This window comes from Kitasatospora sp. NPDC048286 (assembly GCF_043201735.1).
Lineage (GTDB): Bacteria > Actinomycetota > Actinomycetes > Streptomycetales > Streptomycetaceae > Kitasatospora.
Map to the genome: position 1 here is coordinate 61836 of NZ_JBICZE010000004.1, position 24050 is coordinate 85885.

Genomic DNA, 24050 nt, shown 5'->3' on the forward strand with positions numbered 1-24050 from the left:
GTGCCGGTCCCGCCCGCACCCTGTCAGGAGCGGCCGAACCAACGGCGCTTGGCCCGGGGCCGGGGCGCGACACCGTTCGCCGGGACCGCCGACGGGTCGTCGTACTCGCGGGAGATCACCTCGACCCGGCCCGACTCGGCGTCATGGCGCACCGTGTCCAGACCCTGGCGGTCCAGTCGGGCGATGGCGTCGGCGTGGGTGGTGGTGTTCAGGGCGATCATCCCGACGTCCGGGCGCGTCGGGGTCAGCTTCACCTCCTCGTCGAGCAGGACCCGCACCAGGCGGTCGGCGGAGGCCGAGGGCAGATCCTCGTCCACGGCGACGTGCAGCACCAGGTGTTCCTCACCGGTGGCCTGGAACCGGCTCTGCGCGACCCACACCGAGCGGACGGCGGGGAACTCGCGGATCCGCCGTACCAACGCGTCGCGCAGGGCGACCGCCACCGGGTCGGTGGACCACGCGAGCCTCATCTCCGCCCCGGGGCCGTACGCCGCCCAGTCCCGCAGCACCTGCTCGGCAAAGATCGCCTGCCCGTGCCCGGAGCGGACCCCGAGCACGGCGACGCCGGTCTTCTCCAGGATGTCCCGCAGCCGAGCCGCGTCGCAGTGCACCATCCCCGCGGCCTCCGCCAGCAGCCGCATGCCGAGCGCCGCGTCGGTGAACCCGAGCAGCGTGGGCGGTTGCTCGGGGTCGGGAAGGAACATGACCGATCCGGTGTCGGTGACGGGGACGAACACCCCGCCCTCGAACAGCGCGGCCAGCACCGCCTCGGGCGCCGGCTCGTGCCCGTCCGCGCGACGGTCGAGAAGCTCGGCGAGACGTACGTTCGCATCGTTGATCACGCGCGCAGCGTAGCGCCCGGACGGCCGCCGCCTGCCCGGCGACGACCTACGCCCGGGACGACCACGGCCGGGGACGACTACGGCCCGGGAGGGGACGGTTCCGGCTCAGACGGCGACGGCCTTGGCCCGGTCGGCGGCGATGTTCACGGCGAGGCCGGCGAGGACGGTGCCCATCGCGTAGCGCTGGATCCGCAGCCAGCCGGGGCGACGGTTGAGGAAAGCCGCGATGCTGCCCGCGCTCACCGCGATCAGGCCGTTGACGGTGATCGCGATCGCGATCTGGGTCAGGCCCAACAGCAGGCTCTGCACGGCGACGTGACCGCGCTCCGGGGCCACGAACTGGGGCAGCAGCGAGATGTACATGATGGCGATCTTGGGGTTGAGCAGGCAGGTCAGGAAGCCCATCGCGAACAGCCGGCGCGGCGGGTCCGGCGACAGCTGCTGCGGGGCGAAGACCGCCGTGCCGCCCGGCTTGACCGCCTTCCAGGCCAGCCAGAGCAGGTATCCGGCACCGGCCAGCTTGATCGCGGTGTAGAGGACGGGCACCACCGAGAACACCGCGGCCACCCCAGCCGTCACAGCGACCAGGTAGACCAGGAAACCGGCCCCGACCCCGAGCAGCGAGATCAGCCCGGCACGGCGGCCCTGCGCGATCGAACGCGACACCAGGTAGATCATGTTGGGCCCGGGCGACAGCACCATGCCCAGGGCAACGGCGGCGATCCCGAGCACGGCCCGGCCGTCCACGGCGGTTGTCAACGCGTCCATGCGAGGAGGCTAGGCCGGGCAATCGGCTCGATGCAATGATGACTTTGCACTCGGTGCAATGCGAGCCGCTGGAGGGCCGACCCCGATGGACGACTACCGCCTGCTCGCCGACCGGATCGCCGCCGAGATCGCGGACGGGCGGCTGCGGCCCGGCCAACAGCTGCCGACCCAGCGCGCGTTCGCCCGCAGCCGGGGCATCGCCGACTCGACGGCCGGGCGCGTCTACCGGGAGCTGGCCCGGCGCGGACTGACCGTCGGGGAGGTCGGTCGCGGCACCTTCGTCCGGGCCGGGCGCGCACCGGACGGCGCCCGGGTCGCGCTCGCGGAGCCGTCCGCCACCCCCGTGGACCTGGAGCTCAACTACCCCTCCGTCCCCGGGCAGAACGAGCTGCTGACGGCCGGACTGGCGCCGCTGCTGCGGCCGGACGCGCTGGGCGAGGCGCTGCGGCCGGTCGGCGCGGCGGGAACGGGCGCGGCCCGGCGGGCGTTCGCGGGACTGCTCTCGGTCGACGCCTGCGATTCCTGCGATTCCTGTGGCTCCTGCGGCTCCTGGCACGTCGACGCGGCGGACCTGCTGTTCGCCGGCAACGGGCGGCAGGCCATCGCCGGGGCGCTGTCCGCCCTGGTGCCGCCCGGGCAGCGGCTGGGCGTGGAGGAACTGACGTACCCGGTGGTCAAGGCGGTGGCGGAACGGCTGGGCATCGTGCTGGTGCCGCTGGCCGTGGACGAGCACGGGCTGCTGCCGGACGCCGTCGCGGCCGCCCATCGGACCACCGGTCCGCTGCGCGCGGTGTACGTCCAGCCGCGCCTGCAGAACCCGCTCGGCGTGAGCCTGCCGCGGGAACGGGCAGTGGCGCTCGTGGCCGTGTTGCGGCGGCTCGACCTACCGGTGGTCGAGGACGCCGTCTGGTCCTTCCTCCGGCCGGGGTCGGCGCCGCTGGCCGCGCTCGCGCCGGAGCGCACGGTGCTCGTGGACAGCCTCTCCAAGCGGCTCGCCCCGGGACTGACCACCGGGTTCGCGGTCGTTCCCGCGGCGCTGCGCGAGCGGGTGGCGGGGGCGCTGCGCTCGGGCGGGTGGGCACCGAGCGGCTTCGCGCTGGAGGCGGCCGTGCGCTGGATCGGGGACGGCACGCTGGCCTCGGTGGAGGCAGCGAAGCGGGCCGACGCGACGGCCCGGCAGCTGCTGGCGCGCGAGATGCTGACGGGGCAGCGGCTGCGGTCCGACCCGGGCTCGTACTACCTGTGGTGGGAACTGCCGCCGGGCCTGCGGGCGGAGGCCTTCGTCGCGGAGGCGGCGCGGGCCGGGGTGTCGGTCACACCGGCGGCGGCCTTCGCCGTCGATCCCCGGCGCTCGCCCTCCGCCGTCCGGGTCGGACTCGCCTCACCGCCGTTGCCGGTGCTGGCGCGGGCGCTGGAGACGCTGGCGGGGATCGCGGCGGGGCGCGGCGAACGAGCTAGGGGAGACGGATGACAGATGACAGCTGACAGATTTCGAAATCTGTCAGCTGTCATCCGTCTGCTGTCATCCGTTCGCTGTCATCTGTCTGCTGTCATCTGTTCGCAGCCAGCCGTCAGCCGCCCGACCTGCTGCGGCTCCCCCGGGCCTCCGTGTCCGCCGCGCCTCCGGCACCGACGGCGCGCAGGCGGCTCGCGGCGGTGGCGGCGAGCTGGGGAGCGAGCCGGGCCACGTCCCGGGAGCCGACCACCGCGATCATGGTCGGCAGCAGCCAGCGGACCGACTGCATCCCGCGCAGCCAGGCCTGCGCGTAGACGTGGGCGGACCGGCGGGCGATCCCGGCGACGATCCGCTCCACCGCGGGTTCCAGCGGGTACGTCTTGTTCGCCGGCCACGGCAGCCGGGATCGCATCTGCCTCAGCACGGCGTCCTGGTCGGCCCCGCGGACCATGTCGGTGTCGGTCCAACTCAGGTACCCGACACCGACCTTGATCCCCTGGTACGCCACCTCGGCACGGATCGAGTGGGCGAAGGCCTCCACCCCGGACTTGCTGGCGCAGTAGGCGCTCATCAGCGGCGCGGGGGTCAGCGCGGCGAGCGAGGCGATCTGGAGCAGGTACCCGCGGCTCTCGGCGAGCGCCGGCAGGAAGGCCCGCGCGGTGGCCACGCTGCCGAGCAGGTTCACCTCGATGACCCGGCTGAACGCCTTGTGGTCGCTGTCGGCGAGCGGCCCACCGATGGCGATCCCGGCGTTGGCGACGACGGTGTCGATCCGCCCGTAGTGCTCCTTGATCCGGCGGGCGGTGTCCTCCAGCGCCTCGAGGTCGGTGACGTCCACCTCCCAGCTGGTGGCGGACGGGCCGCACCGCTCGGCGACGTCCTTCAGCTCCTCCGGCTCCAGCCCGAGCAGGGCCACCTTGGCCCCGCGCCGGGCGAGCTTGCGGGCCAGCGACGCGCCGACGCCGCGCGCGGCCCCGGTGACGACGACGACCTGCGTGGACAGCGGCGGGATGGCGTTCATGCGACGGAGGTCCTCTCGGCGACGGAGTCGGGAACGGTGCCGACGGGCTCGGCACCAGCGACGGCACCAGCGACGGAAGCGGCGGCGGGAGCGGCGGCCAGGTACGCCGAGGCCATCCGGTGGATCTCGGCGGCGACCTCGTCCGGGCGCTCCAGCGGCGACATGTGGCCGACCCCGGGGAGCAGCAACAGCCCCTGTGGGTCCTGGAGTTCGGCGACGATCCGGTGGGCGTGCACCGGCGGGGTCAGACGGTCGGCGGTGCCGACCACCACCGCCGTGGGCGCGGCGAGCCGGGCGAGCCCGGTGTGGATGTCCAGCCGGTCCAGCACCGCGGCCCAGTTGGCGCGGACGGCGGTCGGGCAGGCGTGCACGATCCGGGCCGTCGCCTCGACCTGGCCGGCGGGCGAACCGGGCCCCATGGTCGCGTACTTGAGCGCCACCCGGCTGAGCGGCGAGACCGGCCCGAGCGGCATCCGGGAGCGCAGCAGCTGCCGGTGCAGGAGGCGCCGCAGTCCCGGGGAGCGTACGGCCGGTGGCAGGACGGTGAGTTCGGCCACCAGGTCGCCGGGACCGGTGGAGATCAGGACGGCCGCGGCGGTGCGCTCGGCGACGTCGGGTCGGCCACCGGCGGCCATGATGGTCATCCCGCCCATGCTGTGTCCGGCCAGCACGGCCCGCTCGCCCGCCGGAACGGTCCGCACGAGCACGGCGGAGAGGTCCTCGGCCAGTGCCCGGGTCGAGTAGCGGGCCCGGCTCGGCGGGATCTCGCTGTGCCCGTGGCCGCGCTGGTCGTAGGCCACCACCCGGTAGCGGTCGGCCAGTCGGCGGATCACCGGGGCCCAGAAGGCGGTCGAGCAGGTCCAGCCGTGCGCGAGCACCACGGTGGGCGCGCCGGGCCGGCCGTGCACCTCGGCGTGCAGCCGGATGCCGTCCGCCGACCGGATGCTCAACTCCTCCGCCGGAACCGGTGGTTCGTACCCCTCGGGGAGGTGGACGCCACTCACGCGGGGACCTCCTGGCCGGCGGTGCGGGCGGCGGTCGGCGCGGCGCGCATGATCAGTTCGTACTCACCGAGGTCGACCTTGCGGGTGGCCCGGCGGAACGAGGTGGTGGATCCGGGCCAGAGCACGGTGTTCTTGCCGCTCGGGTCGAGGTACCAGCTGAGGCAGCCGCCGGTGGTCCACACGGTGCGGTCCATCCGGTGCTGGAGTTCGAGGTTCCACTGCCGCTGGGCGCGCGCGGTGGGCTGCATCGCGGCGGCTCCGATCGAGCCGAGCGTGGTCAACGCGTCGATCATGTAGTTCAGTTGGGACTCGATCATCAGGATCATCGAGCTGTTGCCGAGGCCGGTGTTGGGCCCGATGACGAAGAAGAGGTTCGGGAAGCCGTTCACGGTCGAGCCGCGCAGCGCCTCCATGCCGTCCTTCCACTCCTCCGCCAGGCTGGTGCCGTTGGCACCGAACACCCGGGCGCCGATGGGCATGTCGGTGACGTGGAAGCCGGTGCCGAAGACGATGGCGTCCACCTCGTGCTCGCTGCCGTCGGCCGCGACGAGGGTGGAGCCGCGCAGTTCGCGCAGGCCGGAGGAGACGACCTCGGTGTTGGCCGCCGCGAGCGCCGGGTAGTAGGTGTTGCTGAGCAGGATGCGCTTGCAGCCGATCCGGTAGTCCGGGGTCAGCTTGGCGCGCAGCGCCGGGTCGGGGACACCCTGGGCGATGTGGCGTTCGGCGAGCCGCTGGACCAGGCGCAGCAGTCCGGGGCGGCGCACGAAGGCGTCCACCTGGATCTCGCGGAGCGCGAAGAGTGTGCCGCGGCGGATTTTGGTGGTGACCGGCAGGCGGCCGTGCAGCCACCTCTCCAGCTGGGTGATCTCGCGGTCGCGGCGCGGCAGCACCCAGGCCGGTGTGCGCTGGAAGACCGTCAGCTTGCCGACCTTGGGCTGGATCGACGGGATGATCTGGGCGGCGGAGGCGCCGGTGCCGACCATCGCGACGCGCTTGCCGGTGAGATCGAAGTCGTGGTCCCAGCGGGAGGAGTGGAACACCTTGCCGGGGAAGCCGCTGAGCCCGGGCAGGTCGGGGATCTGCGGGTCGGCGAGCGGTCCGGCGGCGGAGACGATGGCGTCGGCGGTCCACTGGCCGGCCGAGGTGGTGATCCGCCAGTGGGTCCGCTCGCTCTCCCAGCGGGCTTCCAGCACTTCGGTGTTGAAGCGGAGGTGGGGTCGGAGGCCGAAGACGGTGGCGACCTTCTCCAGGTAGGCGCGGATGTCCGGCTGGCCGGAGAAGCTGCGCGGCCAGTCGGGGTTGGGCGCGAAGGAGAAGGAGTAGAGGTGCGAGGGCACGTCGCAGGCGCAGCCGGGGTAGCTGTTGTCGCGCCAGGTGCCGCCGACGGAGTCCGCGCGCTCCAGGACCACGAAGTCGGTGATCCCGGCGCGGCGCAGTCGGACCGCGGCGCCGAGGCCGCCGAAGCCGGAGCCGATCACCGCCACCCGGACGTGCGGGACGGACTCCTGCGCAGCGGTGGTGTCGGTCGCTGCGGACGCGCCGGAGCTGGGGCGCTTGCTGCTGGATGCCATGCGGCAACCTCCTGAGGGTGGGACGGTGATCGTCGCGCTCTCCCGGGGGTCTGCGGCCCCGGAACCTCCCGGGGGCTCGCCTCCCGGGACCCTGCCAATCGCGCCAGTAATCACTGGCATGATTGGCAGGGTAGTCCTTGCTGACACCGGATGGAAGAAGCACGACGGCTCCGGTTCGGGGATCCTTCCGAGCCGACGGTCCTATGCTGATCGCCGTGGACAAGGTCAGAGCTGCTGCGGGCGACAGAAAACGCGAGTACCGGGTGGAGGAACTGGCCGAGGCCGCCGGCATCACCACCCGCACCCTGCGCTTCTACCGCGAGCGCAAACTGCTTCAGCCGCCCCGCAAGGAGGGCCGCATCGCCTGGTACGGCGAGGAGCACCTGGCCCGGCTGCGGATGATCGGCGAACTGCTCGAACGCGGCCACACCCTGGGCGGCATCGCCGAGCTGATCGGCGCCGGGGAGAGCGGGCGGGACGTCGCCGGGCTGATCGGGCTGGAGGCGGCGATCGTCGCACCGTGGTCCGACGAGACGCCGGTGCGGCTGGACTGGGAGGAGCTGAAGGCGGCCTTCGGCGACCAGCTCACCGAGGAGAACACCGCCGAGTCGATCGCCCAGGGCTACATCACCGTCGAGGAGGACGGCATCACCCACGTCAGCCGCCGGCTGATGGACGCCACCACCGAGTTGGTGGCGGAGGGGGTGCCGCTCTCGGCGGTACTGGAGGCGAGCCGCCGCACCCGGGAGCACGTGGACGCCATCGCCGAGATCTTCATCGAGGTGGTCACCGAACACCTGCTCAGCGCGCTCGCCACCGACACCCCGCTGCCGCGCGGCGAGGCGGCCAGGCTCACCGAGCGCATCCTGCGGGTCCGGCCGCTGGCACGGACCGTCGCGGACGCCCAGTTCACCCTCGCGATGGACCGGCGGGTCCACGTCGAGTACGCCGAACTCCTGCGCCAGCGACGGGAGAACGGCTCCGAGGCGTAACCGGGCCACTGTCCGGGCAGGGATTCCGGCGCCCCGCCCGTACGTTGGAGGTGCCGCCGATGCCCCGACCGCTCAGCCGCCGCGCCGCTCTCGGCCTCGCCGCCGGGATCGCCCCCGGGCTCGTGCTCGCCGCGTGCGGGGCCGGCTCCACGGCCTCGAGCTCCGGCTCGTCCGGATCTTCCGGCACGGACGGGACCGGCGGCACTGGCGGGGCCGGCGACACTGGCGGCACTGGCGGGACCCGGACGGTCCGGCACGCGCGCGGCGAGAGCACCGTACCGGCGCGGGCGAGCCGGGTGGTGGCCCTGGACAGCGACGCGCTGGACTCGGTGGTCACCCTCGGGCTCGACCCGGTCGGCGCCACCACCGTCGCGGCGGGTGCCGCCTTCCCCGCCTACCTGCCGGCCGAGCGGCTGGCCGGTACGAAGCCCGTCGGGGCCATCGGCCAGCCCAGCCTGGAGACGATCGCCGCACTGCGGCCGGACCTCATCCTGAGCAACCAGGTCCGCGACGACAAGCGGTACGACGAACTGTCGAAGATCGCGCCGACGGTGCTCACCCGGACCACCGGGCCGACCTGGAAGGAGAACGTCCGGCTGCACGCCCAGGCACTGGGCCGGACGGCCGAGGCCGACGCGGCGGACGCGGCGTACCGGGTGAAGCTCCGGGACCTGGTCACCGCGCTCGGCGGGCCGGCCAGGGCGGCGGCCACCCGGGTCGAGATGGCCCGCTTCCTGGCGGGCGCGCCGACCAGGCTCTACCTGAACGACACCTTCACCGGCTCCCTGTTCAAGGACCTCGGGCTCGGCCGGCCCGCCAACCAGGACAAGACCGGCTTCTCGCTGGAGATCAGCCCCGAGCAGGTGGACCAGGCCGCGGCGGACGTCATCTTCTACTCCGCGTACGGGGACGAGGCCAAGTCCGACCAGGGGAAGATCACCGGAGGGGCACTCTGGAAGAACCTGGACGCCGTGAGGAGCGGGCGGGTGTTCCGGGTGGACGACAGTTTGTGGATGCTCGGCATCGGCTACACCGGGGCCGGGCTGATCCTGGACGAGATCCGCAAGGATCTGGTGCCGACGGTCGGGTGACGGGCGCCGGGTGCCGGGCGACGGATTTCAGATGTCAGCCGACAGATGACAGCTGACAGCTTTCATCATCTGTCAGCTGAACTCCGTCATCCGTCACCGACCGCCCGCCGGCGCCAGCCTCCCGGTGCACGCGAGGAAGGCCACGAACCCGCCGAGGACGATCCAGCCGGGCCAGCCCGCCAACGACATGGTGAGCGGGTCCAGCTCGGCGCCGGGGTCCGCGAACTCCTGGACCATCGACACGCTCATGCTGCTCGCGAAGGCGTGTGCCACCACCGCCGGGACGACCGACCCCGAGCGCAGCCTCAGCCAGGTGAAGACCGGCACGACGAGCACACAGCTCACCGTCAGCGCGGGCACCGCCAGGTACCAGGGCCGTCCCGGGTACTGGCCACCCATCAGCAGCGTCGGCAGGTGCCAGAGCGCGAAGGCCGTCCCGGTGAGCAGGTACGCCCGCACCAGCGCCCCCGTACCGCCGCCGCCTCCGCCTCCGCCACCACTACCGTCACCGCGTAGCAGCAGCCGGGGGAAGAGGAAGCCCTGCCAGCCGATCTCCTCACCGAAGAACAGCGGCAGCGACAGCACCATCCCGATCAACCCCCGGACCGCCCACGCTCCGACCCGCCCCGGGTCCAGCGAGCCGAAACCGGCGAAGGGGTAGCTGCCCGCCAGGGCGCCGAGCACCAGCGCCGCGGCCGTCAGCCCGCTGAGCACCCCGAGCGGCAGCAGGCAGGCCCGGACCGCGCGCCACCGCGGCCGGGGCAGGCGCAGCGCGAGCGCCTCCCGCACTCCGCCGCCGCGCTCGACGAAGCGGACCGCGAGCAGCGCCGCCAGTGCCGGGGCCAGCATGGCGGCCCCGATGCAGAGTTGCTCCAGGGCGCCGGTCTCCTCCCGGGCGTCGGCCCGCCGGTACCCGTCGGCGAGCAGCGGCGCCATCGCCGCCCACATCCCGGCGTAGGCGAGCACCAGGTAGACCAGCAGACCGCGCCGCCGGACGGCGCTCGTCGGGGTTCGCGTCAGTAGCGTCATGTCGGGGACGCTACGGACCCTGGACCCACTACCGGAACCGAGTGCACTGCCACCCCAGGTAGTTGTCCACTACCACCGCGATGGTCGAGTTTTCTGGGTGTACGGGAGCCCGTTAGAGGTGCTACTTCGCGCCCCGCGCTCCGGCGCCCGCCACCTGTCGTGCCGCGAGTCACCACGAAAGCTGCACGAGAAGGAAAATTGACGTATCGTCAGGCGTCACACAGCGGAAGCGACGGTGGTCCGCTCACCGTCGCCCCCGCCGTACTCCCCCGCCGGCCGGCACCCACGGCCCGGCGGGGCCTCGACACTGTCCCGGGCCGGGCCTGATCGGTTCAGGCCCGGGCCTTGACCTCGGTCCGGATCAGTTGACGTTGACCGCCGTCCACGTGGCGGCGACCGCGTTGTACTCCGCACTGCCCGAGCCGTACAGGTCGGCCGCCGCGCTGAGGGTGCCCGCACGGGCACCCGCGTAGTCGGTGGTGGAGGTGAAGTACGTGGTCAGCGCCCGGTACCAGATCTGCGCGGCCTTGTCCCGACCGATGCCCGCGAGCGTGGAGTTGTCGTACGTCGGGCTGTTGTAGCTGAACCCGTTGATCGTCTTCGCGCCGCTGCCCTCGGACAGCAGGTAGAAGAAGTGGTTCGCCACCCCGGACGAGTAGTGCACGTCCAGGTTGCCGACGTTCGCGTCCCAGTAGTCCGCCGAGCCGCCGTCCTTGCTCGGCTGGTCCATGTAGCGCAGCGGGCTGCCGTCGCCGCGCAGGTTGATCAGCTCGCCGATCCAGTAGTTCGGCGGGTTGGAGGGCAGGTTGGCGTACCACTCGACCATCGTGCCCATGATGTCCGAGGTGGCCTCGTTGAGGCCGCCGGACTCGCCCGCGTAGTTGAGGTTGGCGGTGGCCGCGGTGACGCCGTGGCTCATCTCGTGTCCGGCCACGTCGATCTCGGTGAGCGGTGCGGTGTCGTTGCTGCCGTCGCCGTACGACATGCAGAAGCAGCTGTCGTCCCAGAAGGCGTTGACGTAGTTGGAGCCGTAGTGCACCCGGCTCAGGGCGCCGACGCCGTCGTTGCGGATGCCGCTGCGGCCGAAGGTGCTCTTGTAGAAGTCCCAGGTGGTGGCGGCGCCGAACTGGGCGTCCACGGCGGCGGATTCGCGGTTGTTGACGGTTCCGTCGCCGAAGCTGTTGCTGGTGTTGGCGAACAGCGAGCCGGTTCCGTCGGTGCCGTTGTTGAGGTCGCTGGTGGACTGGCCGCCACGGCTGTCGTCCTTCAGCTGGTACTCCGAGCCGCTCTGGGCGGTGGTCAGCGGGACCTGGCCGACGAAGACGCCGTTGCCGGTGCCGGCCGCGGTCTGGACGGTCTCGTGGCTGGCGAGGGTGCGGCCGTCGGTGGCATCGGTGACCAGGATCTGACGACTCGGGGTGCCGTCGGCGCGCAGGCCCTCGACGGTGGTGCGGTACGCCAGGCGGGGGTTGCCGTCGGTGGCCCAGACCACCAGCTCGGCCCGGCCGGCCTGGTGGACCTCGGTGAGCGGCGACTCGTCGGCGTCGATGGTCACCCCGACGGTGGCCCTGACCGCCGCGGTGACCTGCGTGACGGCCTGGTCGGCGGAGAGCTTCGGGGTCAGGTTCGGCAGCGCGATCCGTGCCGCGACCGCCTTGTCGACCGACTTCACCGAGCCGTCGGCCTTCTGGTGCACGACGAGGTCGCCGCCGATCACCGGCAGGCCGGCGTAGGTGCGCTCGAAGCGCAGGTGGCGGGTGCCGTCCTTGTCCAGCACGGCGTCCTTGGCGACCAGTTGCTCCTTGTCGCCGAGCTTGAGCGCCTTGGCCAGCGGGCCGGCCTGACCGGCCGCCAGCTTGAGCACGGTCGCGTGCTGCTGGGCGGCCTGGGCCTGCAGCGAGGGGGTGGGAGCGGCCTGGGCGGCGGTGCTCACCTGGATCACACCGGTCAACAGGGCCGTGGCCGAGAGTACGGCGACGGCCGCGAGCTTACGCTTCACGTACGAGTCCTTCCGGGAAACCGCGTCTGGGCGCGGTCGCACCGCGTCCCGGGGGGCCGGGTCGGCACCTGTGGGGCGGGACGGGCACTGACGTGCGGGAGCCCCGTGCAGTCGAGCGGCTCGCCACCGAGGGGTGGGGGTGGGGCTACCGCTGGGGGATGACCAGAAGCATGACAATCCAGCAGATGAATTGACAGGTCTGGCTCAGCGATTGGCCAGGTCCCGCCATTGGGTAAAGGGCGTCCAATCGACGGGCATAACGGGGCGATTCACCACATCCCGCCGCGGGTCTCGGCCCGCGCGCGGGCCGACCGCCTGCACCTACGGGCGCTCACCCGCCGAGCACGGGTCGGACCGGCCGGGGCGACCTGCAGTCGATCGACTTTTACAAGTGTGTAGAAGACTCCATACGGTCCCTTGACGCACGGGTGGCGAGCTTCCGCCACCCGAACCCCCTTGCCCGCCTGAGGGGTTCCTGCTAACAACGCGCGTCGGCCTGGGCCAGTGCTACTGGAGCCGCCACTCCTGGGCGGTGTTTCCAGGGGTGCAGGCGACCATGGTGACCGCGCTGCCGGGGCCGTTGTTGGTCATGCAGCTCTGGTTCTGGTAGTCGCCGAGCGTGTACGAGCCGGCCGAACTCCCCGTGCGGACCGTCCAGTTGGTGAGGAAGCTGAACCCGCTGTTCAGGACGACCTTCCCGTCCATCGTCTGGACCATCAGCGGGCCGCCGTTGTTGCAGGCGTTGAAGAGGATCCACGAGCCGGGGTTGGTCGAACGCACCCAGCCGTACTGCGCGTGACCTCCGACCACGATCGGGTTGTCGCCGTTCAGGTTGTCGTCGCGCATGCCGATCGCGCGGCCGTCCTTCACGCTGACGATGGTGCTCCAGCTGTTGCCGCCGCAGGAGGCGGGCCGGCTCGGGCTCTGCGGGGCGCCGGTGGCGCCGCCACCGGTGGTCTGGGCCGGGGGCTGCGGGTTCTGGTTGGCGGGCGGATTGGCCGGGTTGCCGCCGCCGGGCTGGTTCGCCTGACCGGCCGACGCCCCGCCCGCGGCCGTCCCCGCACCGCCGGCCCGGTTGCCGCCGGAGCCACCCGGGCCGCCGCTGCCACCCTGACCGGCGGCCGGGACCTGGGCGGCCGGGAGCTGCGGCTGGCCCTGGGCGACGCCGGGCACCGGCTGGTCGGGCCCCGGGGTGGCCGCCGGGGTGTCGGTCGGTGCCGGGGCGGCGGGCGCGGTCGTGGTCGCGGGCGCGGTCGCCGGCGTGGCGCCGCCCGGGTTCGCGGGGGCGGTGACCACCACGGTCGGCTGCGCGCCTGGCGGCAGGACGGCATCGGAGCCGCCGGCGCCGCGGTCGATCAGCAGGACGGTCGCCGTGCCCATCGAAATGACGACGGGGATGACGACGGGCACCAGCAGGGTGCGCCGCGAGCGCCGTCGGCCGGGTTCGGTGGGCGCCTGCGGCCCCACCTTCGCGACCTCGTCCGGCGCCGGGGTGCCGCCCTTCGCCAGGTCCACCGCGGCACCGCCCCCGGTCGGCTCCGCTGCCCGGTCCTTGGGTCGATCCGCCGCACGGGCACCGCCCGCAGCCCCCTCGCCCGCACCGGGCCGCAGCGGGACGGTCCCGCTGTCGGCCGCGCCGGCCTTCCCGGGCGCCTGCGCGCCTGCGGCGCCGACCTCCCCCGAGAGTGCCGCCCGGGCCGCACGGGCCGCCGACGCCATCGCGGCGGCGTCCGCGTACCGCTCCTCGGGCTTCTTGGCGAGCGCTCTGGCGACCAGTGCCCGCACCGACACCGGGAAGGTGTCCGGCAGTTGCGGCACCGGCTGGTTGACGTGCTTCAGCGCGATCTGGAGCGGCCCGTCACCGGAGTACGGCGGCCGGCCGACCAACAGTTCGTAGCAGACGACACCGATCGAGTAGAGGTCGGTGGCCGGCCCGAGGTCCGCGCCCTCGGCCTGCTCCGGGGACATGTAGAGCGCGGTGCCGATGATCGCGAACGGGGCGGTGAGCTTGGTACTGGCGAGCGCCCGGGCGATGCCGAAGTCGGTGACGGCGACCCGTCCGTCGGCGCGCACCATCAGGTTGGACGGCTTGATGTCCCGGTGCACGATCTCCCGCCGGTGCGCGGCGTGCAGCGCGTCCAGCGCGCCGGCCACCAGGTCGAGGACGCGCTCGACGCCCATCGGGCCGGTGTCCTTGAGCACCCGGTCCAGCGGACGGCCGTCGATCAGCTCCATGACGATGTAGGCGCAGCGCTCCTCGCCGTCCCCGCCGCTCTCGCCGTAGTCGTGGACGCCCACCACGCCGGGGTGGTCGACCGCGGCGACCAGCTGGGCCTCACGGCGGAAGCGCTGGGCCGAGGTCTCGTCCTCCAGCAGTTCCGAGCGCAGGATCTTGACCGCGACCCGCCGCGCCAGCACGGTGTCCTCGGCCTTCCAGACCGATCCCATCGCGCCGCCGCCGATCTTCTCGACCAGCTCGTACCGCCCACCGAGCACGGTGCCCGCGCCGCTCATACTCCTGCTCCCCCGTGTCATGACCCCGCCCCCGCGGGTCGTCGGCACACAGTGTGCCAGAGGGTGTCGAGGGCTCAGTCGTGCAGGTTCGAACAGGAATTGAGCATCGGTTGTCAGTCGGCGAGGACGGCCCGCCGCTGGTGCCGGTGCGCGGTCACGGCCGCCCCGGCCCGGTCGAGCGGCTCGTCCGGTTGCCGTGGGTGACAGCGCCGCCCGCGGCAGTGCCGCCCGGTACAGACCGGCCGGACGCGTATCCGGCCGGGTGTCTCCCCAGCGGGACACCGACCCGGCCGGACACCTACCCGGCCGGGTCGGTGTCCGGCCGACGGGTCGGCCGGGTCGGGAGCCGGCCTCAGGCCGGCAGGACCCGCTTCAGCAGGCCGAGCAGCGCCTCCCAGTGCCGTTCGGCGGCCACCGCGTCGTAGCGGGTGGTGTCGGCCTGGGTGTAGCCGTGCGGGGCGCCGGCGTAGACCTCGGCCCGGTAGCGGACGCCGGCGGCGGTGAGGGCCTCGGCGAGCCGGTCGATCTGCTCGGGCGGCAGCGCGGGGTCGTCGTCCGCGTGGCCGAAGTACAGCTCGGCGGTGATCCGGTCGGCGCCCAGGTGCGGGCTGTCCGGGAGGTCGGTGGCGAGGCTGCCGCCATGGAACCCGGCCGCGACGGCGATCCGGTCCGGGTGGCTGGCGGCCGTGCGCAGCGCCAGCAGGGCGCCGCGGCAGTAGCCGGTCAGGCCGACCGGGCCGTCCTGGACCAGCGGGGACTCGGCGAGCCAGCGCAGGTACGCGTCCGCGTCGCGGGCGGTCGCCTCCGGGGTGAGCGTGTCGAGCAACGGGACGAGCCGGCCGAAGAGTTCGTCGGCCTGGTCCAGGTCTATGAGTTCCGGCAGTTCGACGACCGGCGAGCGGCCGTTGCGGTAGTAGGCGTTGGGGACGAGCACGGTGTACCCGGCGTCGGCCAGCCGGTCGGCCATGGCCTCCAGGTGCGGCCGGAGCCCGAAGGCGTCCATGTAGAGGATGACGCCGGGGTGGGCCCGACCGTCGTCGGGGTGGGTGAGGTAGGCGTCGGCGGTGCCGTCCGCCGTCGGGATGTCCACGAGGGTTCCGCGCACGGGCATGGTGAGGGGCGCTCCTTCCGGTTCGTCCGGCAGCGTATCCGGTGGGCCCGTGGCCCGCCCATGCGCTTTTCGCCACAGCGCGGCCTCGCCCTCACGGCGCGGCCCCCACACGCAGCGTGGCCTCGCGCCCCGGCGCAACCACGATGCACGGCCACGACGTGCCCGGGGAACGCCGGGGCCCCGCGGGGGCGTTGAGCGGGCATGGGGTGGATCGTGGGTGTGACGGCGGTGGTCGCGGCGGTGCTGGGGCTGGTCCTGCTGGCGGCGTGGCAGGTCCAGGACGAGGCCTCGTCACGGCCGCGTCAGCGCGGGCCGGGGACGGGGCTGGGTGTCGGCGGGCTGGAGGAGTTGCACGCGCTGTTCAGCCCGGGCAAGCAGGTGCAGATCGAGCAGAAGCACGAGCGACTCGTGCTGCGGGACGACGCGCAGGCCGGAGCGCCGCCGCACTTCGGCGTGGACCTGGACCGGGGCGTGGCGGTGCTGCCCGACGGCGCCGGCGGGCGGACCCCTGGGGAGAAGGGGGCTCAGGACTCCCAGGTGCGGGAGCAGAGCACCAACCGGTAGCCGTCCGGGTCGGCCATCGTCACGCCGTACTCCTCCCAGTACGGGTTGTGGGACTCGACGCGGGTGCCACCGGCCTCCTCCAGTCGGGCGACCAGGGCCTCGTCCACCGGGGCGCCGAGGTAGACGACGAACAGGTCCTCCACCGTCGGGGTGGGCTCCAGCGGCCGTTCCGGGTCGTGGGTCAGCTCGAAGTGCCAGCTGCCGCCGGACGGACCGACCATCAGCAGGTCGTGCTTGCCGGGCACCCGCTCGGTGCTGCGCCACTGCACGTCGAGGCCGAGGCCGCCGACGTAGAAGCGCTCGGCCGCCGCGAGGTCGCGCGAGGGGCGGGCGATCCGTACCCGCGTCGTGGAATCGATCACGCGGGTGACCGTAGCCGATGCCACTGACAGCGAACGGGCCCGTGGCCGAGCGGCACGGCTTCCCGCTGACGGAGGTCAACATCGGCGGCGGGATGGCCGTGGACTACGCGGACCCGTCCGCCCGCTTCGACTGGACGGCCTTCGGCGAGGGCCTGGCCAAGCTGCTCGACGCCCACCCCGGGCTGACGCTGCGGATCGAGCCGGGCCGGGCGCTGACCGCCTACTGCGGCTGGTACGCGACCGAGGTGCTGGACGTGAAGGCGAGCCACGGCGAGGACTTCGCGGTGGTCCGCGGCGGCACCCACCACCTGCGCACGCCCGCGACCCGGGGGCATTCCCAGCCCTTCGCGGTGCTCCCGGTGGACGCCTGGCCGCACCCGTGGCCGCGCCCGGCCGTCACCACCGGCCGTGCCACCCTGGCCGGGCAGCTCTGCACCCCGAAGGACGTCCTCGCCCGCGCCGCCGAGGGAGCCGACGGGCTGCGGGCGGGCGACCGCGTGCTGTTCGCGATGGCGGGCGCGTACGCCTGGAACATCTCGCACCACGAGTTCCTGATGCACCCTCGCCCTGGCTTCCACCACCTGGACGGCGACGGGCCGGGCGCGGTGGAGGAGTGACGGAGGAGCCGACGAAAGGGCCGCTGACGGCTGACAGCTGACAGATTTCGAAATCTGTCAGCTGTCAGCGGTCAGCCGTCGGTCATCCGCTGTGATCTGTCAGCTGTTGTCCGTCGGCCGCCGATCGCCACCCCGCCCGCCACCTGGACCGCCGCCGTCCCCTTCCGCCACTCGTGGGAGAGTGGTAGGCAGCGAAGGGAGCGCGAACGTGCTGATGGACAAGGTGGCGGAGATACTCGCCGAGGCGTCGGCCGAGGCGGTGGAACCGCGCTTCCGGGCGCTGACCGCCGGCGAGGTGATGGAGAAGGCCCCCGGCGAGATCGTGACGGTCGCCGACCGCGAGGCCGAGGCGATCATCGCCCGCCGCCTGCACGAGCTGCTCCCCGTGCCGGTGGTCGGCGAGGAGGCGGTCGCCGCCGATCCGTCGCTCGCCATGGCCCTGCACGACGAGCCCGCCGTCTGGCTGGTCGACCCGGTGGACGGCACCGCGAACTTCGTCGCCGGCAGACCCGAGTACGCCGTGATGTGCTCCCTGGTCCGTTCCGGCCGGACCGTCGCCTCCTGGATCTGGCAGCCCGCCACCGCCACCGCCTACCGCGCCGAACTGGGCTCCGGCGCCTGGCGCGACGGTGTGCGCCTGACCCGCCCCCCGGCGCCGAAGGACGTCGCGAAGCTGCGCGGCTCGGTGAAGAGCCGCTACCTCGACGCCGAGCACCGCCGCCGGCTCCAGGACAACATCGCGGCCTTCGGCGAGATCTCCCCCGGTCGGCACGCCGCAGGGATCGAGTACCCGGACGTCGTCGAGGGCCGATTCGACTTCGTCCTCTACTGGCGCACCCTCCCCTGGGACCACGCCCCCGGCTCCCTCCTGGTCACCGAGGCCGGCGGTGTCTCCGCCCGCCCGGACGGCTCCCCGTACCGCCCGGAGGCCCCCGGCTGCGAGGACGGCCTCCTGGTCGCCGCCGACCCCGAGACCTGGGAACTCACCCGCTCGATCCTGCTGGACGGCTGACCCCGCGGCCGCGCCCGCCCGGAACCGTTCCGGCCACGCCCACCTGGACCCCTTCCGGCCGCGCCCCGTTCCGGCCCCGCACCGCCGGACCCGCGTCTACCCCGCCCGCTCGCCCGCCACCTCGCGGCCGGCGCCCACCACCTCCCGCAGCAGCGCGCCGACCTCCTCCACCGTGGTGTGGGGGTTCAGCAGCGTGAGCTTCAGCCGGACCCGGCCCGGGCCGTCGCCCGGCAGTTCGGTGCGGCCGACCACCGCCCGTCCGGTGCGCAGCAGCAGGCGCCGCAGCCGTCCGTTGACCTCGTCCAGCGCCGCCTCGTCCGTCACGCCGGGCGGCCGGTACCGGAAGAGCAGGACGGTGAGCACGGGCTCGGCGTGGAGTTCGAGCGCCGGGTCGGCGCGCACCGCGTCGGCGGCGGCGCGGGCGAGGTCGTGGCAGGCGTCGACCAGCCGGCCGAGTCCGTCGCGGCCGAGGGTGCGCAGGGTGACGGCGAGCTTGAAGGCGTCGGCCCGGCGGGTGGTGCGCAGCGAGCGGCCGAGCAGGCTGGGGTACCCGGCCCGCTCGTCGTCGGCCGGGTTGAGGTACTCGGCTCGGCGGGCGAGCGAGACGTAGGTCTCGGCGCGGCGGACCAGGAAGATCCCGGCCGCGGCCGGCTGCCAGCCGAGCTTGTGCCAGTCGAGGGAGACCGAGTCGGCGCGGGCGAGGCCGTCGAGCAGCGGGGCGAGCCGGTCGGAGAGCAGCGCTCCGCCTCCGTACGCGGCGTCCACGTGCAGCCAGGCGCCGTAGCGGCGGGCGAGGTCGGCGGCGGCGTGCAGCGGGTCGACGGCTCCGGTGTCGGTGGTGCCGGCGGTGGCGACGACGGCGATCGGGGTCCGTCCGGCCCAGCCGGCCTCGGCCATCGCCCGCTCGAGTGCGTCCTCGCGCATCCGCAGCCCCCGGTCGACCGGGACGGGGATGACGGCCCGCTCGCCGAGTCCGAGCAGGGCGGCGGCGCGCTGGACGGAGAAGTGCGCGGCCTCGGAGGCGAGGACGCACGGCCGGACGCCGGCCGGGATGCCGTCCAACTCGACGATGCCGTCGAGCTTCTGGTCGCGCGCCAGCATGAGCCCCATGAGGTTGGACTCGGTGCCGCCGGAGGTGAGGACGCCGGCGGCGCGGTCCGGGTCGTAGCCGACCAGTCCGGCGATCTCGGCGAGCAGGGCGCTCTCCAGGGCGGTGGCGGCGGGGGCCTGGTCCCAGGAGTCCTGGGAGGGGTTGAGGGCGCTGACCGCGAGGTCCGCCGCGGCGGCGACGGCGAGCGGCGGGCAGTGCAGGTGCGCGGCGCAGGCCGGGTCGGCGGGGTCGGCGGCGGCGCGGGCGAGCAGCTCGGTGAGCCGGGCGAGCGCGCCGGGTCCGTCGGCGGTGGCCAGCGCGTCGTCGACGAGTGCGGAGATCTCGGCCGGGGTGCCCTTCGGCAGCGGTCCGGAGCGCTTGGCGGTGCCGCGCTCCAGGGAGTCGAGGACGGTGGCCAGCAGCGGTCCGAGTGCGCCCGGCCCGGCCGCGCCGCCCGCCAGGGCGTCCGTGGCGACGCTGTCGTCGGGGAGCCCGACGGGGCCGGGCGCGGCCCCGGTCACCGCTTCCCCCGAACCGCCGACGCTCCCGCCGGACCGCCTGCCGAACCGTGAACCACCGCGCCCGACGACCCATCGCCGGGCCCGCTCGCGGAAGCCGCCGCGATCGCCTCCGCCAGCCGCTCCAGTACCGCCGCCACCTGTTCGTCCGTGATGGTCAGCGGCGGGAGCAGCCGCAGCACCGCGTCGTGGCGTCCGCCGAGTTCGACGATCAGTCCCCGGGCCAGGCACGCCTCCCGGACCCGCACCGCCAGCGCCGGGTCGGCCGGCCGGGCGCCGCACGCGTCGGGCTCGGCCGCCGGGTCGACCAGTTCGACCCCGAGCATCAGCCCCCGGCCGCGCACGTCGCCGATCACCGGCAGTTCGGCCGCGAGTTCGCGCAGCCGCGCCGCCATCCGCTCGCCGACGGCGGCGGCCCGCTCGGCCAGCCCGTTCGCCGCGACGTGGCGCAGCGTCGCGGCCCCGGCGGCCATGGCGAGGGTGTTGCCGCGGAAGGTGCCGGTGTGGGCGCCGGGCCGCCAGCCGTCGTAGTCCTCGCGGTAGACGACGACCGCGAGTGGCAGGCTGCCGCCGATGGCCTTGGAGAGGACCATGGCGTCCGGGACGATGCCGCTGTGCTCGATCGCCCACATCGCCCCGGTGCGGCCGACTCCGGTCTGCACCTCGTCGACGATCAGCGGGATGCCGCGCTCGGCGGTGATCCGGCGCATCGCGCGCAGCCACCCGTCGGGCGCGGGGACGACCCCGCCCTCGCCCTGGACGGCCTCCAGGATCATCGCGGCGGGCGCCACCACACCTCCCGACGGGTCGTCCAGCAGCCGCTCCACGTACGTCTCGGCGAGTTCGGCACCCGCCTCGCCGCCGACCCCGAACGGGCAGCGGTAGCCGTACGGGTAGGGCAGCCGGGCGACCTCGCCGCCGCTCGGCAGCGGCTCCTTGACGGCGACGTTGCCGGTGAGCGCGAGGGCGCCGGCCGTCATGCCGTGGTAGGCGCCGGTGAAGGCGAGCGCGCCGGAGCGGCCGGTGGCGGTCTGCATCAGCTTGAGGGCGGCCTCGACGGCGTCCGTCCCGGCCGGTCCGCAGAAGTGCACCCGGGCGCGGGCGGCGAACTCCGCGGGCAGGCTCTCGAACAGCGCGCTGGTGAAGTCGTCCTTCTCCGCCGTGGCGAGGTCGAGCAGGTGCAACGGGGCGCCGCTGTCGAGGGTTCGGCGGATCGCCTCCAGCACCACCGGGTGGTTGTGGCCGAGGGCGAGCGTGCCGGCGCCGGAGAGGCAGTCCAGGTAGCGCCGTCCGTCGGCGCCCTCGACGGTCATGCCGTGGGCGCGGACCGGGACGATCGGGAAGGAGCGGGCGTAGGTTCTGGCGGCGGACTCGCGGACGCGCTGACGGCGCAGGATGGCTTCACCGGCGGCCGGGGTTCCGGAGGTGGCCTGGACGGGTACGGCAGCGAGCGACACGAGAAACCCCCAGGGGAAGTTAGGTAAGCCTAACTTTACTGGCCTTGACCTGGCGGAATGCCCCCGGGGCCCCAGAACCACCCGCGCGAGTGAACCTCCCCCGGTTCCCCCAACGAGCGCCGCGCGGAAAGGTCACGCCCGGGCCCCGACGCCCCCTCCGACCGACGGTCCGGGTCCGGATACGGCCCCGTGCCAGAGCCCGGGCTCGGACTCGGGCTCGGGCTCGGACTCGGGGCCGGACTCGGGGCCGGGCTCGGGCTCGGTGAACCGTCAGGCCCGGCTCTTCCACCGGTAGCAGAGTTCCGGCCGCCCGACACTGCCGTACTGCGGCTCCCGCACCGCGCACCCGGTCTCCACCAGGTGCTCCAGGTAGCGCCGCGCGGTGATCCGCGAGACCCCGGCGGCGGCGCCGGCGGCCGCGGCCGAGAGCCCGGTGGCCGCTTCGCGCAGGACCGAGGCGACGGAGTCCAGGGTGGGCGCGCTCAGCCCCTTGGGCAGGGTGGTGCGCTCCGGTGTGCGGAGCAGCGCGAGCGCCTGGTCGACCTCCTCCTGACCGGTCGCCTCACCGGTGCGCCCGAGGCTGTCGCGGTAGCGGGCGTAGCGCTCCAGACGGTCGTGCAGGGCGGCCGCGCTGAACGGTTTCAGCAGGTACTGCACGACGCCCGCGGAGACGGCCTGCCGGACCATGGCGAGGTCACGGGCCGAGGTCACCGCGATGACGTCGGTGCTGTGACCGGCCGCGCGCAGGGTGCGGCAGAGCTGGAGCCCGTGGCCGTCCGGCAGGTAGAGGTCGAGCAGGGTGAGGTCGACGGGCGTCCCGGCCGCGCGGGCCCGGTCCAGGAAGCGCAGCGCGTCGGCGCAGCTGTGGACCGTCCCCGCGGCGTGGAAGCCGGGCTCGCGCCGCACGTACAGGGTGTGCGCCGCGGCGGCCACCGGGTCGTCCTCGACCACCAGGACGGAGATCTCCTTCCCGGCGGGGGCGCCGATCGCGGTGTCGGCCGTGCTGTCGGCGGCGCCACTCATGCCAGGGCCCCTTCCTGCTCCCGACCGGCGGACCGGTCGGCCTGGTCGGCCCGGTCCGCGGACTCCTCCGGTTCGCCCGCCGATCCTCCCGGCTCCCCTGGCCCACCCGGCCGGCCGGCCAGCGGCAGCCGCACCGTGAGCACCGCGCCGCGCTCCCGTCCGACCTCGACGGTGCCGCCGTTGCGCCGGGCGGTCTGGGCGACCAGTGCCAGCCCGAGCCCGTGCCCACGGCCGTCCTGCTTGGTGCTCCAGCCGCGCCGGAACACGTCCTCGACCGCGCCCGGGTCGATCCCCGCGCCGGTGTCGGCGACTCGCAGCAGCAGGCACTCGCCGGGCGCCCCCGCGTCCCCGTCGTCGCCCCGGCCGTCGCTCCCGCGATCCCGACCGACGCCGTCCCGACCGCCGCAGTCCCGAACGCCACCGTCCGGAACGCCGCAGTCCCGGCCGTCGGCGATCCGCGCCGTGACGGTGACCTCCGGCGGGACGGGGCTCTCGGCCGCTCCGGCGATCGCAGCGTCCACGGCGTTGTCGATGAGGTTGCCGAGCACGGTGATCAGGTCTCGTGCGGAGAGCCCGGGCGGCAGCACCCCGTCGTCGATTCGGCTGTCCTCGGTGAGGGTCAACTCCACGCCCCGTTCGGCGGCTTGGGCCGCCTTGCCGAGCAGCAGCGCGGCCAGCACCGGCTCGCTCACCGCCGCGACCACCCGGTCGGTGAGCTGCTGGGCGAGTTCGAGCTCGGCGGTCGCGAACTCCACCGCCTGCTCGTGGCGGCCCAGTTCGATCAGCGAGACCACGGCGTGCAGCCGGTTGGCGGCCTCGTGCGCCTGCGCGCCGAGCGCCTCAGTGAAGCCGCGCACCGAGTCCAACTCTCCGCTGAGCGCCTGGAGTTCGGTGTGGTCCCGGAGGGTGACCACCCGGCCGAGGCCGGTGCCGGCGCCGATGGTGGAGGTGTTCAGCACGACGACTCTCTCGGCCGTCAGGTGCACCTCGTCCCGGACCGGCTCCTTCCCCAGCACGGCCGCGACCAGCGCCTCCGGCAGGCCCAGCTCCACCACCGGACGTCCCTCCAAGTCACCCGCCAGTCCGAGCAGTTCACGGGCGGCGTCGTTGCACAGCACCACCCGGTGCGAGCGGTCGACCAGGACCAGCCCCTCGCGCACCGCGTGCAGGGTGGCCTGGTGGTACTCGTAGAGGTGGCTCAGCTCGTCCGGTCCCATCCCGTGGGTGTGCCGCCGCAGCCGGGAGTTGGCGAGGTAGGTGCCGACGCCACCGAGCGCGAGCGCGGCCACCGCCACCCCGACCAGGGCGAGCAGCGGACCGCTCAGCTGCGCGGAGATCGACTCCACCGTGAGGCCAGCGCTGACCAGCGCGACCACCCGGTGCCGGTCGTCCCAGACCGGGGTGACCACCCGGACGGACGGGCCGAGCGTTCCGGTGTACGTCTCGCTGCGGGTCTGCCCGGCGAGCGCCCAGTCGATGTGCCCGAGGTAGGTCCGGCCGATCTGCTCGGGCAGCGGGTGGGTCCAGCGCACGCCGTCGGTGTCCATGACGGTGATGAAGGAGACCCCGGTGTCGGCCCGCACCTGCTCGACGTACGGCTGGAGCACCGCGGTCGGGTCCGGGCCATCGACGGCCGCACGGACGGACGGCGAGTCCGCGACGGCGTGCGCGACCGCGGTCACCTGGCGGCGCGCGGCGTCCTCGGTGCGGCCGGCGGTGAAGAGGTACGCGAGCACCGCGCCGCCGGCGACCACGGCGGCGACGATCACCACCTGGACGACGAACAGCTGCCCGGCCAGGCTGCGGACCAGCCGCCGGGGCCCGCGGCCCGTCGACCGGTGCGAATGGCGGCGCGGGGCGGTGGGGGCGGTGCGCTCGGACATGCCTGCCAGTGTGCACCACACTCCCGGACGACCCCAGGGCGCGGCGACGGGCGGCCGCAGCCCACCCGCGCCCGCCCGGCCCGCACCGTTCGCCGCCCGCACCGTTCACGGCCGGGACCTCCGGGC

At 74.0% G+C, this 24050-nt stretch carries 19 protein-coding genes and 1 pseudogene; 6 read left to right on the forward strand and 14 right to left on the reverse strand.

The genetic code is table 11. The features are described 5' to 3' along the window. Positions 1–23 precede the first annotated feature (23 nt). Entirely contained in the window at positions 24–842 is an 819-nt protein-coding gene (locus ACGF13_RS10920; RefSeq protein ID WP_392871818.1) for a hypothetical protein, read from the reverse strand. 105 nt (positions 843–947) lie between these two features. Then, a complete protein-coding gene (locus ACGF13_RS10925; protein ID WP_392871821.1) occupies positions 948–1610 on the reverse strand; it encodes a LysE family translocator in 663 nt (220 codons plus the stop codon). Between the two features lie 85 nt (positions 1611–1695). Here ACGF13_RS10925 and ACGF13_RS10930 point away from each other — a divergent pair, with 85 nt between their 5' ends. After that, positions 1696–3081, forward strand: a complete 1386-nt coding sequence (locus ACGF13_RS10930; RefSeq protein ID WP_392871824.1) for a PLP-dependent aminotransferase family protein — start codon at positions 1696–1698, stop codon at positions 3079–3081. A gap of 100 nt (positions 3082–3181) precedes the next feature. Here the strand turns inward: ACGF13_RS10930 and ACGF13_RS10935 are convergent, their stop codons facing one another. From ACGF13_RS10935 to ACGF13_RS10945, 3 genes are read right to left on the reverse strand one after another with little or no spacing between them, the layout of a single operon-like run. Next, entirely contained in the window at positions 3182–4087 is a 906-nt protein-coding gene (locus tag ACGF13_RS10935) for an SDR family oxidoreductase (protein ID WP_392871827.1), read from the reverse strand. Further along, entirely contained in the window at positions 4084–5091 is a 1008-nt protein-coding gene (locus ACGF13_RS10940) for an alpha/beta fold hydrolase (protein WP_392871830.1), read from the reverse strand. The genes ACGF13_RS10935 and ACGF13_RS10940 overlap by 4 nt, the downstream gene beginning before the upstream one ends. Continuing rightward, the gene (locus tag ACGF13_RS10945; protein ID WP_392871833.1) at positions 5088–6662 is read right to left on the reverse strand and encodes a flavin-containing monooxygenase; all 1575 of its coding nucleotides are present in this window, start codon (positions 6660–6662) and stop codon (positions 5088–5090) included. Before ACGF13_RS10945 ends, ACGF13_RS10940 begins: the two co-directional genes overlap by 4 nt. 203 nt (positions 6663–6865) lie before the next feature. On the opposite strand from ACGF13_RS10945, the gene ACGF13_RS10950 reads away from it, so the two are divergent. Then, positions 6866–7654, forward strand: a complete 789-nt coding sequence (locus ACGF13_RS10950; RefSeq protein ID WP_392871836.1) for a MerR family transcriptional regulator — start codon at positions 6866–6868, stop codon at positions 7652–7654. A 59-nt stretch (positions 7655–7713) separates the two neighbouring features. Continuing rightward, positions 7714–8745 carry an ABC transporter substrate-binding protein gene (locus ACGF13_RS10955; protein ID WP_392871839.1) on the forward strand — a complete coding sequence of 344 codons (1032 nt, stop codon included), beginning with the start codon at positions 7714–7716 and terminating at the stop codon, positions 8743–8745. A gap of 93 nt (positions 8746–8838) precedes the next feature. On the opposite strand, the gene ACGF13_RS10960 is transcribed toward ACGF13_RS10955, so the two are convergent. The 4 genes from ACGF13_RS10960 to ACGF13_RS10975 form a co-directional block, all read right to left on the reverse strand. Next, on the reverse strand, positions 8839–9774 hold the full coding sequence (locus ACGF13_RS10960; protein WP_392871842.1) for a CPBP family intramembrane glutamic endopeptidase: 936 nt from the start codon (positions 9772–9774) through the stop codon (positions 8839–8841). A gap of 361 nt (positions 9775–10135) precedes the next feature. Further along, the gene (locus ACGF13_RS10965) at positions 10136–11773 is read right to left on the reverse strand and encodes a M4 family metallopeptidase (RefSeq protein ID WP_392871845.1); all 1638 of its coding nucleotides are present in this window, start codon (positions 11771–11773) and stop codon (positions 10136–10138) included. Between the two features lie 507 nt (positions 11774–12280). Then, a complete protein-coding gene (locus ACGF13_RS10970) occupies positions 12281–14287 on the reverse strand; it encodes a serine/threonine-protein kinase (RefSeq protein ID WP_392871848.1) in 2007 nt (668 codons plus the stop codon). Positions 14288–14639: 352 nt separating this feature from the next. Further along, a complete protein-coding gene (locus ACGF13_RS10975; protein WP_392871851.1) occupies positions 14640–15398 on the reverse strand; it encodes a dienelactone hydrolase family protein in 759 nt (252 codons plus the stop codon). 201 nt (positions 15399–15599) lie between these two features. On the opposite strand from ACGF13_RS10975, the gene ACGF13_RS10980 reads away from it, so the two are divergent. Next, complete coding sequence (locus ACGF13_RS10980) at positions 15600–15962, forward strand: DUF6191 domain-containing protein (RefSeq protein WP_392871854.1); 363 nt, start codon at positions 15600–15602, stop codon at positions 15960–15962. On the opposite strand, the gene ACGF13_RS10985 is transcribed toward ACGF13_RS10980, so the two are convergent. Beyond that, the gene (locus ACGF13_RS10985) at positions 15923–16324 is read right to left on the reverse strand and encodes a VOC family protein (protein ID WP_392871857.1); all 402 of its coding nucleotides are present in this window, start codon (positions 16322–16324) and stop codon (positions 15923–15925) included. The genes ACGF13_RS10980 and ACGF13_RS10985 overlap by 40 nt on opposite strands. Positions 16325–16371: 47 nt before the next feature. On the opposite strand from ACGF13_RS10985, the pseudogene ACGF13_RS10990 reads away from it, so the two are divergent. Beyond that, a pseudogene (locus tag ACGF13_RS10990) lies at positions 16372–16941 on the forward strand (type III PLP-dependent enzyme); the annotation flags it as partial. 214 nt (positions 16942–17155) lie between these two features. Further along, positions 17156–17953, forward strand: coding sequence for an inositol monophosphatase family protein (locus ACGF13_RS10995; protein ID WP_392872745.1), 798 nt, complete (start codon positions 17156–17158; stop codon positions 17951–17953). Positions 17954–18049: 96 nt separating this feature from the next. Here the strand turns inward: ACGF13_RS10995 and ACGF13_RS11000 are convergent, their stop codons facing one another. From ACGF13_RS11000 to ACGF13_RS11015, 4 genes are all read right to left on the reverse strand, one after another. Beyond that, complete coding sequence (locus tag ACGF13_RS11000) at positions 18050–19564, reverse strand: pyridoxal phosphate-dependent decarboxylase family protein (protein WP_392871860.1); 1515 nt, start codon at positions 19562–19564, stop codon at positions 18050–18052. Further along, the gene (locus ACGF13_RS11005) at positions 19561–21018 is read right to left on the reverse strand and encodes a diaminobutyrate--2-oxoglutarate transaminase (protein WP_392871863.1); all 1458 of its coding nucleotides are present in this window, start codon (positions 21016–21018) and stop codon (positions 19561–19563) included. The genes ACGF13_RS11000 and ACGF13_RS11005 overlap by 4 nt, the downstream gene beginning before the upstream one ends. A gap of 270 nt (positions 21019–21288) precedes the next feature. Continuing rightward, a complete protein-coding gene (locus ACGF13_RS11010; protein WP_392871866.1) occupies positions 21289–22041 on the reverse strand; it encodes a response regulator in 753 nt (250 codons plus the stop codon). Next, on the reverse strand, positions 22038–23924 hold the full coding sequence (locus ACGF13_RS11015) for an ATP-binding protein (protein WP_392871869.1): 1887 nt from the start codon (positions 23922–23924) through the stop codon (positions 22038–22040). Before ACGF13_RS11015 ends, ACGF13_RS11010 begins: the two co-directional genes overlap by 4 nt. Positions 23925–24050: the final 126 nt, after the last annotated feature.

Bases quoted from the DNA above. Each gene is read 5' to 3' on its own strand.
- ACGF13_RS10950 (WP_392871836.1), top strand. From the start codon at position 6,866: ATGCTGATCGCCGTGGACAAGGTCAGAGCTGCTGCGGGCGACAGAAAA.
- ACGF13_RS10980 (WP_392871854.1), top strand. From the start codon at position 15,600: ATGGGGTGGATCGTGGGTGTGACGGCGGTGGTCGCGGCGGTGCTGGGG.
- ACGF13_RS10935 (WP_392871827.1), bottom strand. From the start codon at position 4,087: ATGAACGCCATCCCGCCGCTGTCCACGCAGGTCGTCGTCGTCACCGGG.
- ACGF13_RS10945 (WP_392871833.1), bottom strand. From the start codon at position 6,662: ATGGCATCCAGCAGCAAGCGCCCCAGCTCCGGCGCGTCCGCAGCGACC.
- ACGF13_RS10975 (WP_392871851.1), bottom strand. From the start codon at position 15,398: ATGCCCGTGCGCGGAACCCTCGTGGACATCCCGACGGCGGACGGCACC.
- ACGF13_RS11010 (WP_392871866.1), bottom strand. From the start codon at position 22,041: ATGAGTGGCGCCGCCGACAGCACGGCCGACACCGCGATCGGCGCCCCC.
- ACGF13_RS10995 (WP_392872745.1), top strand. From the start codon at position 17,156: ATGGACAAGGTGGCGGAGATACTCGCCGAGGCGTCGGCCGAGGCGGTG.
- ACGF13_RS10955 (WP_392871839.1), top strand. From the start codon at position 7,714: ATGCCCCGACCGCTCAGCCGCCGCGCCGCTCTCGGCCTCGCCGCCGGG.
- ACGF13_RS11015 (WP_392871869.1), bottom strand. From the start codon at position 23,924: ATGTCCGAGCGCACCGCCCCCACCGCCCCGCGCCGCCATTCGCACCGG.
- ACGF13_RS10930 (WP_392871824.1), top strand. From the start codon at position 1,696: ATGGACGACTACCGCCTGCTCGCCGACCGGATCGCCGCCGAGATCGCG.
- ACGF13_RS10960 (WP_392871842.1), bottom strand. From the start codon at position 9,774: ATGACGCTACTGACGCGAACCCCGACGAGCGCCGTCCGGCGGCGCGGT.
- ACGF13_RS10970 (WP_392871848.1), bottom strand. From the start codon at position 14,287: ATGAGCGGCGCGGGCACCGTGCTCGGTGGGCGGTACGAGCTGGTCGAG.
- ACGF13_RS10925 (WP_392871821.1), bottom strand. From the start codon at position 1,610: ATGGACGCGTTGACAACCGCCGTGGACGGCCGGGCCGTGCTCGGGATC.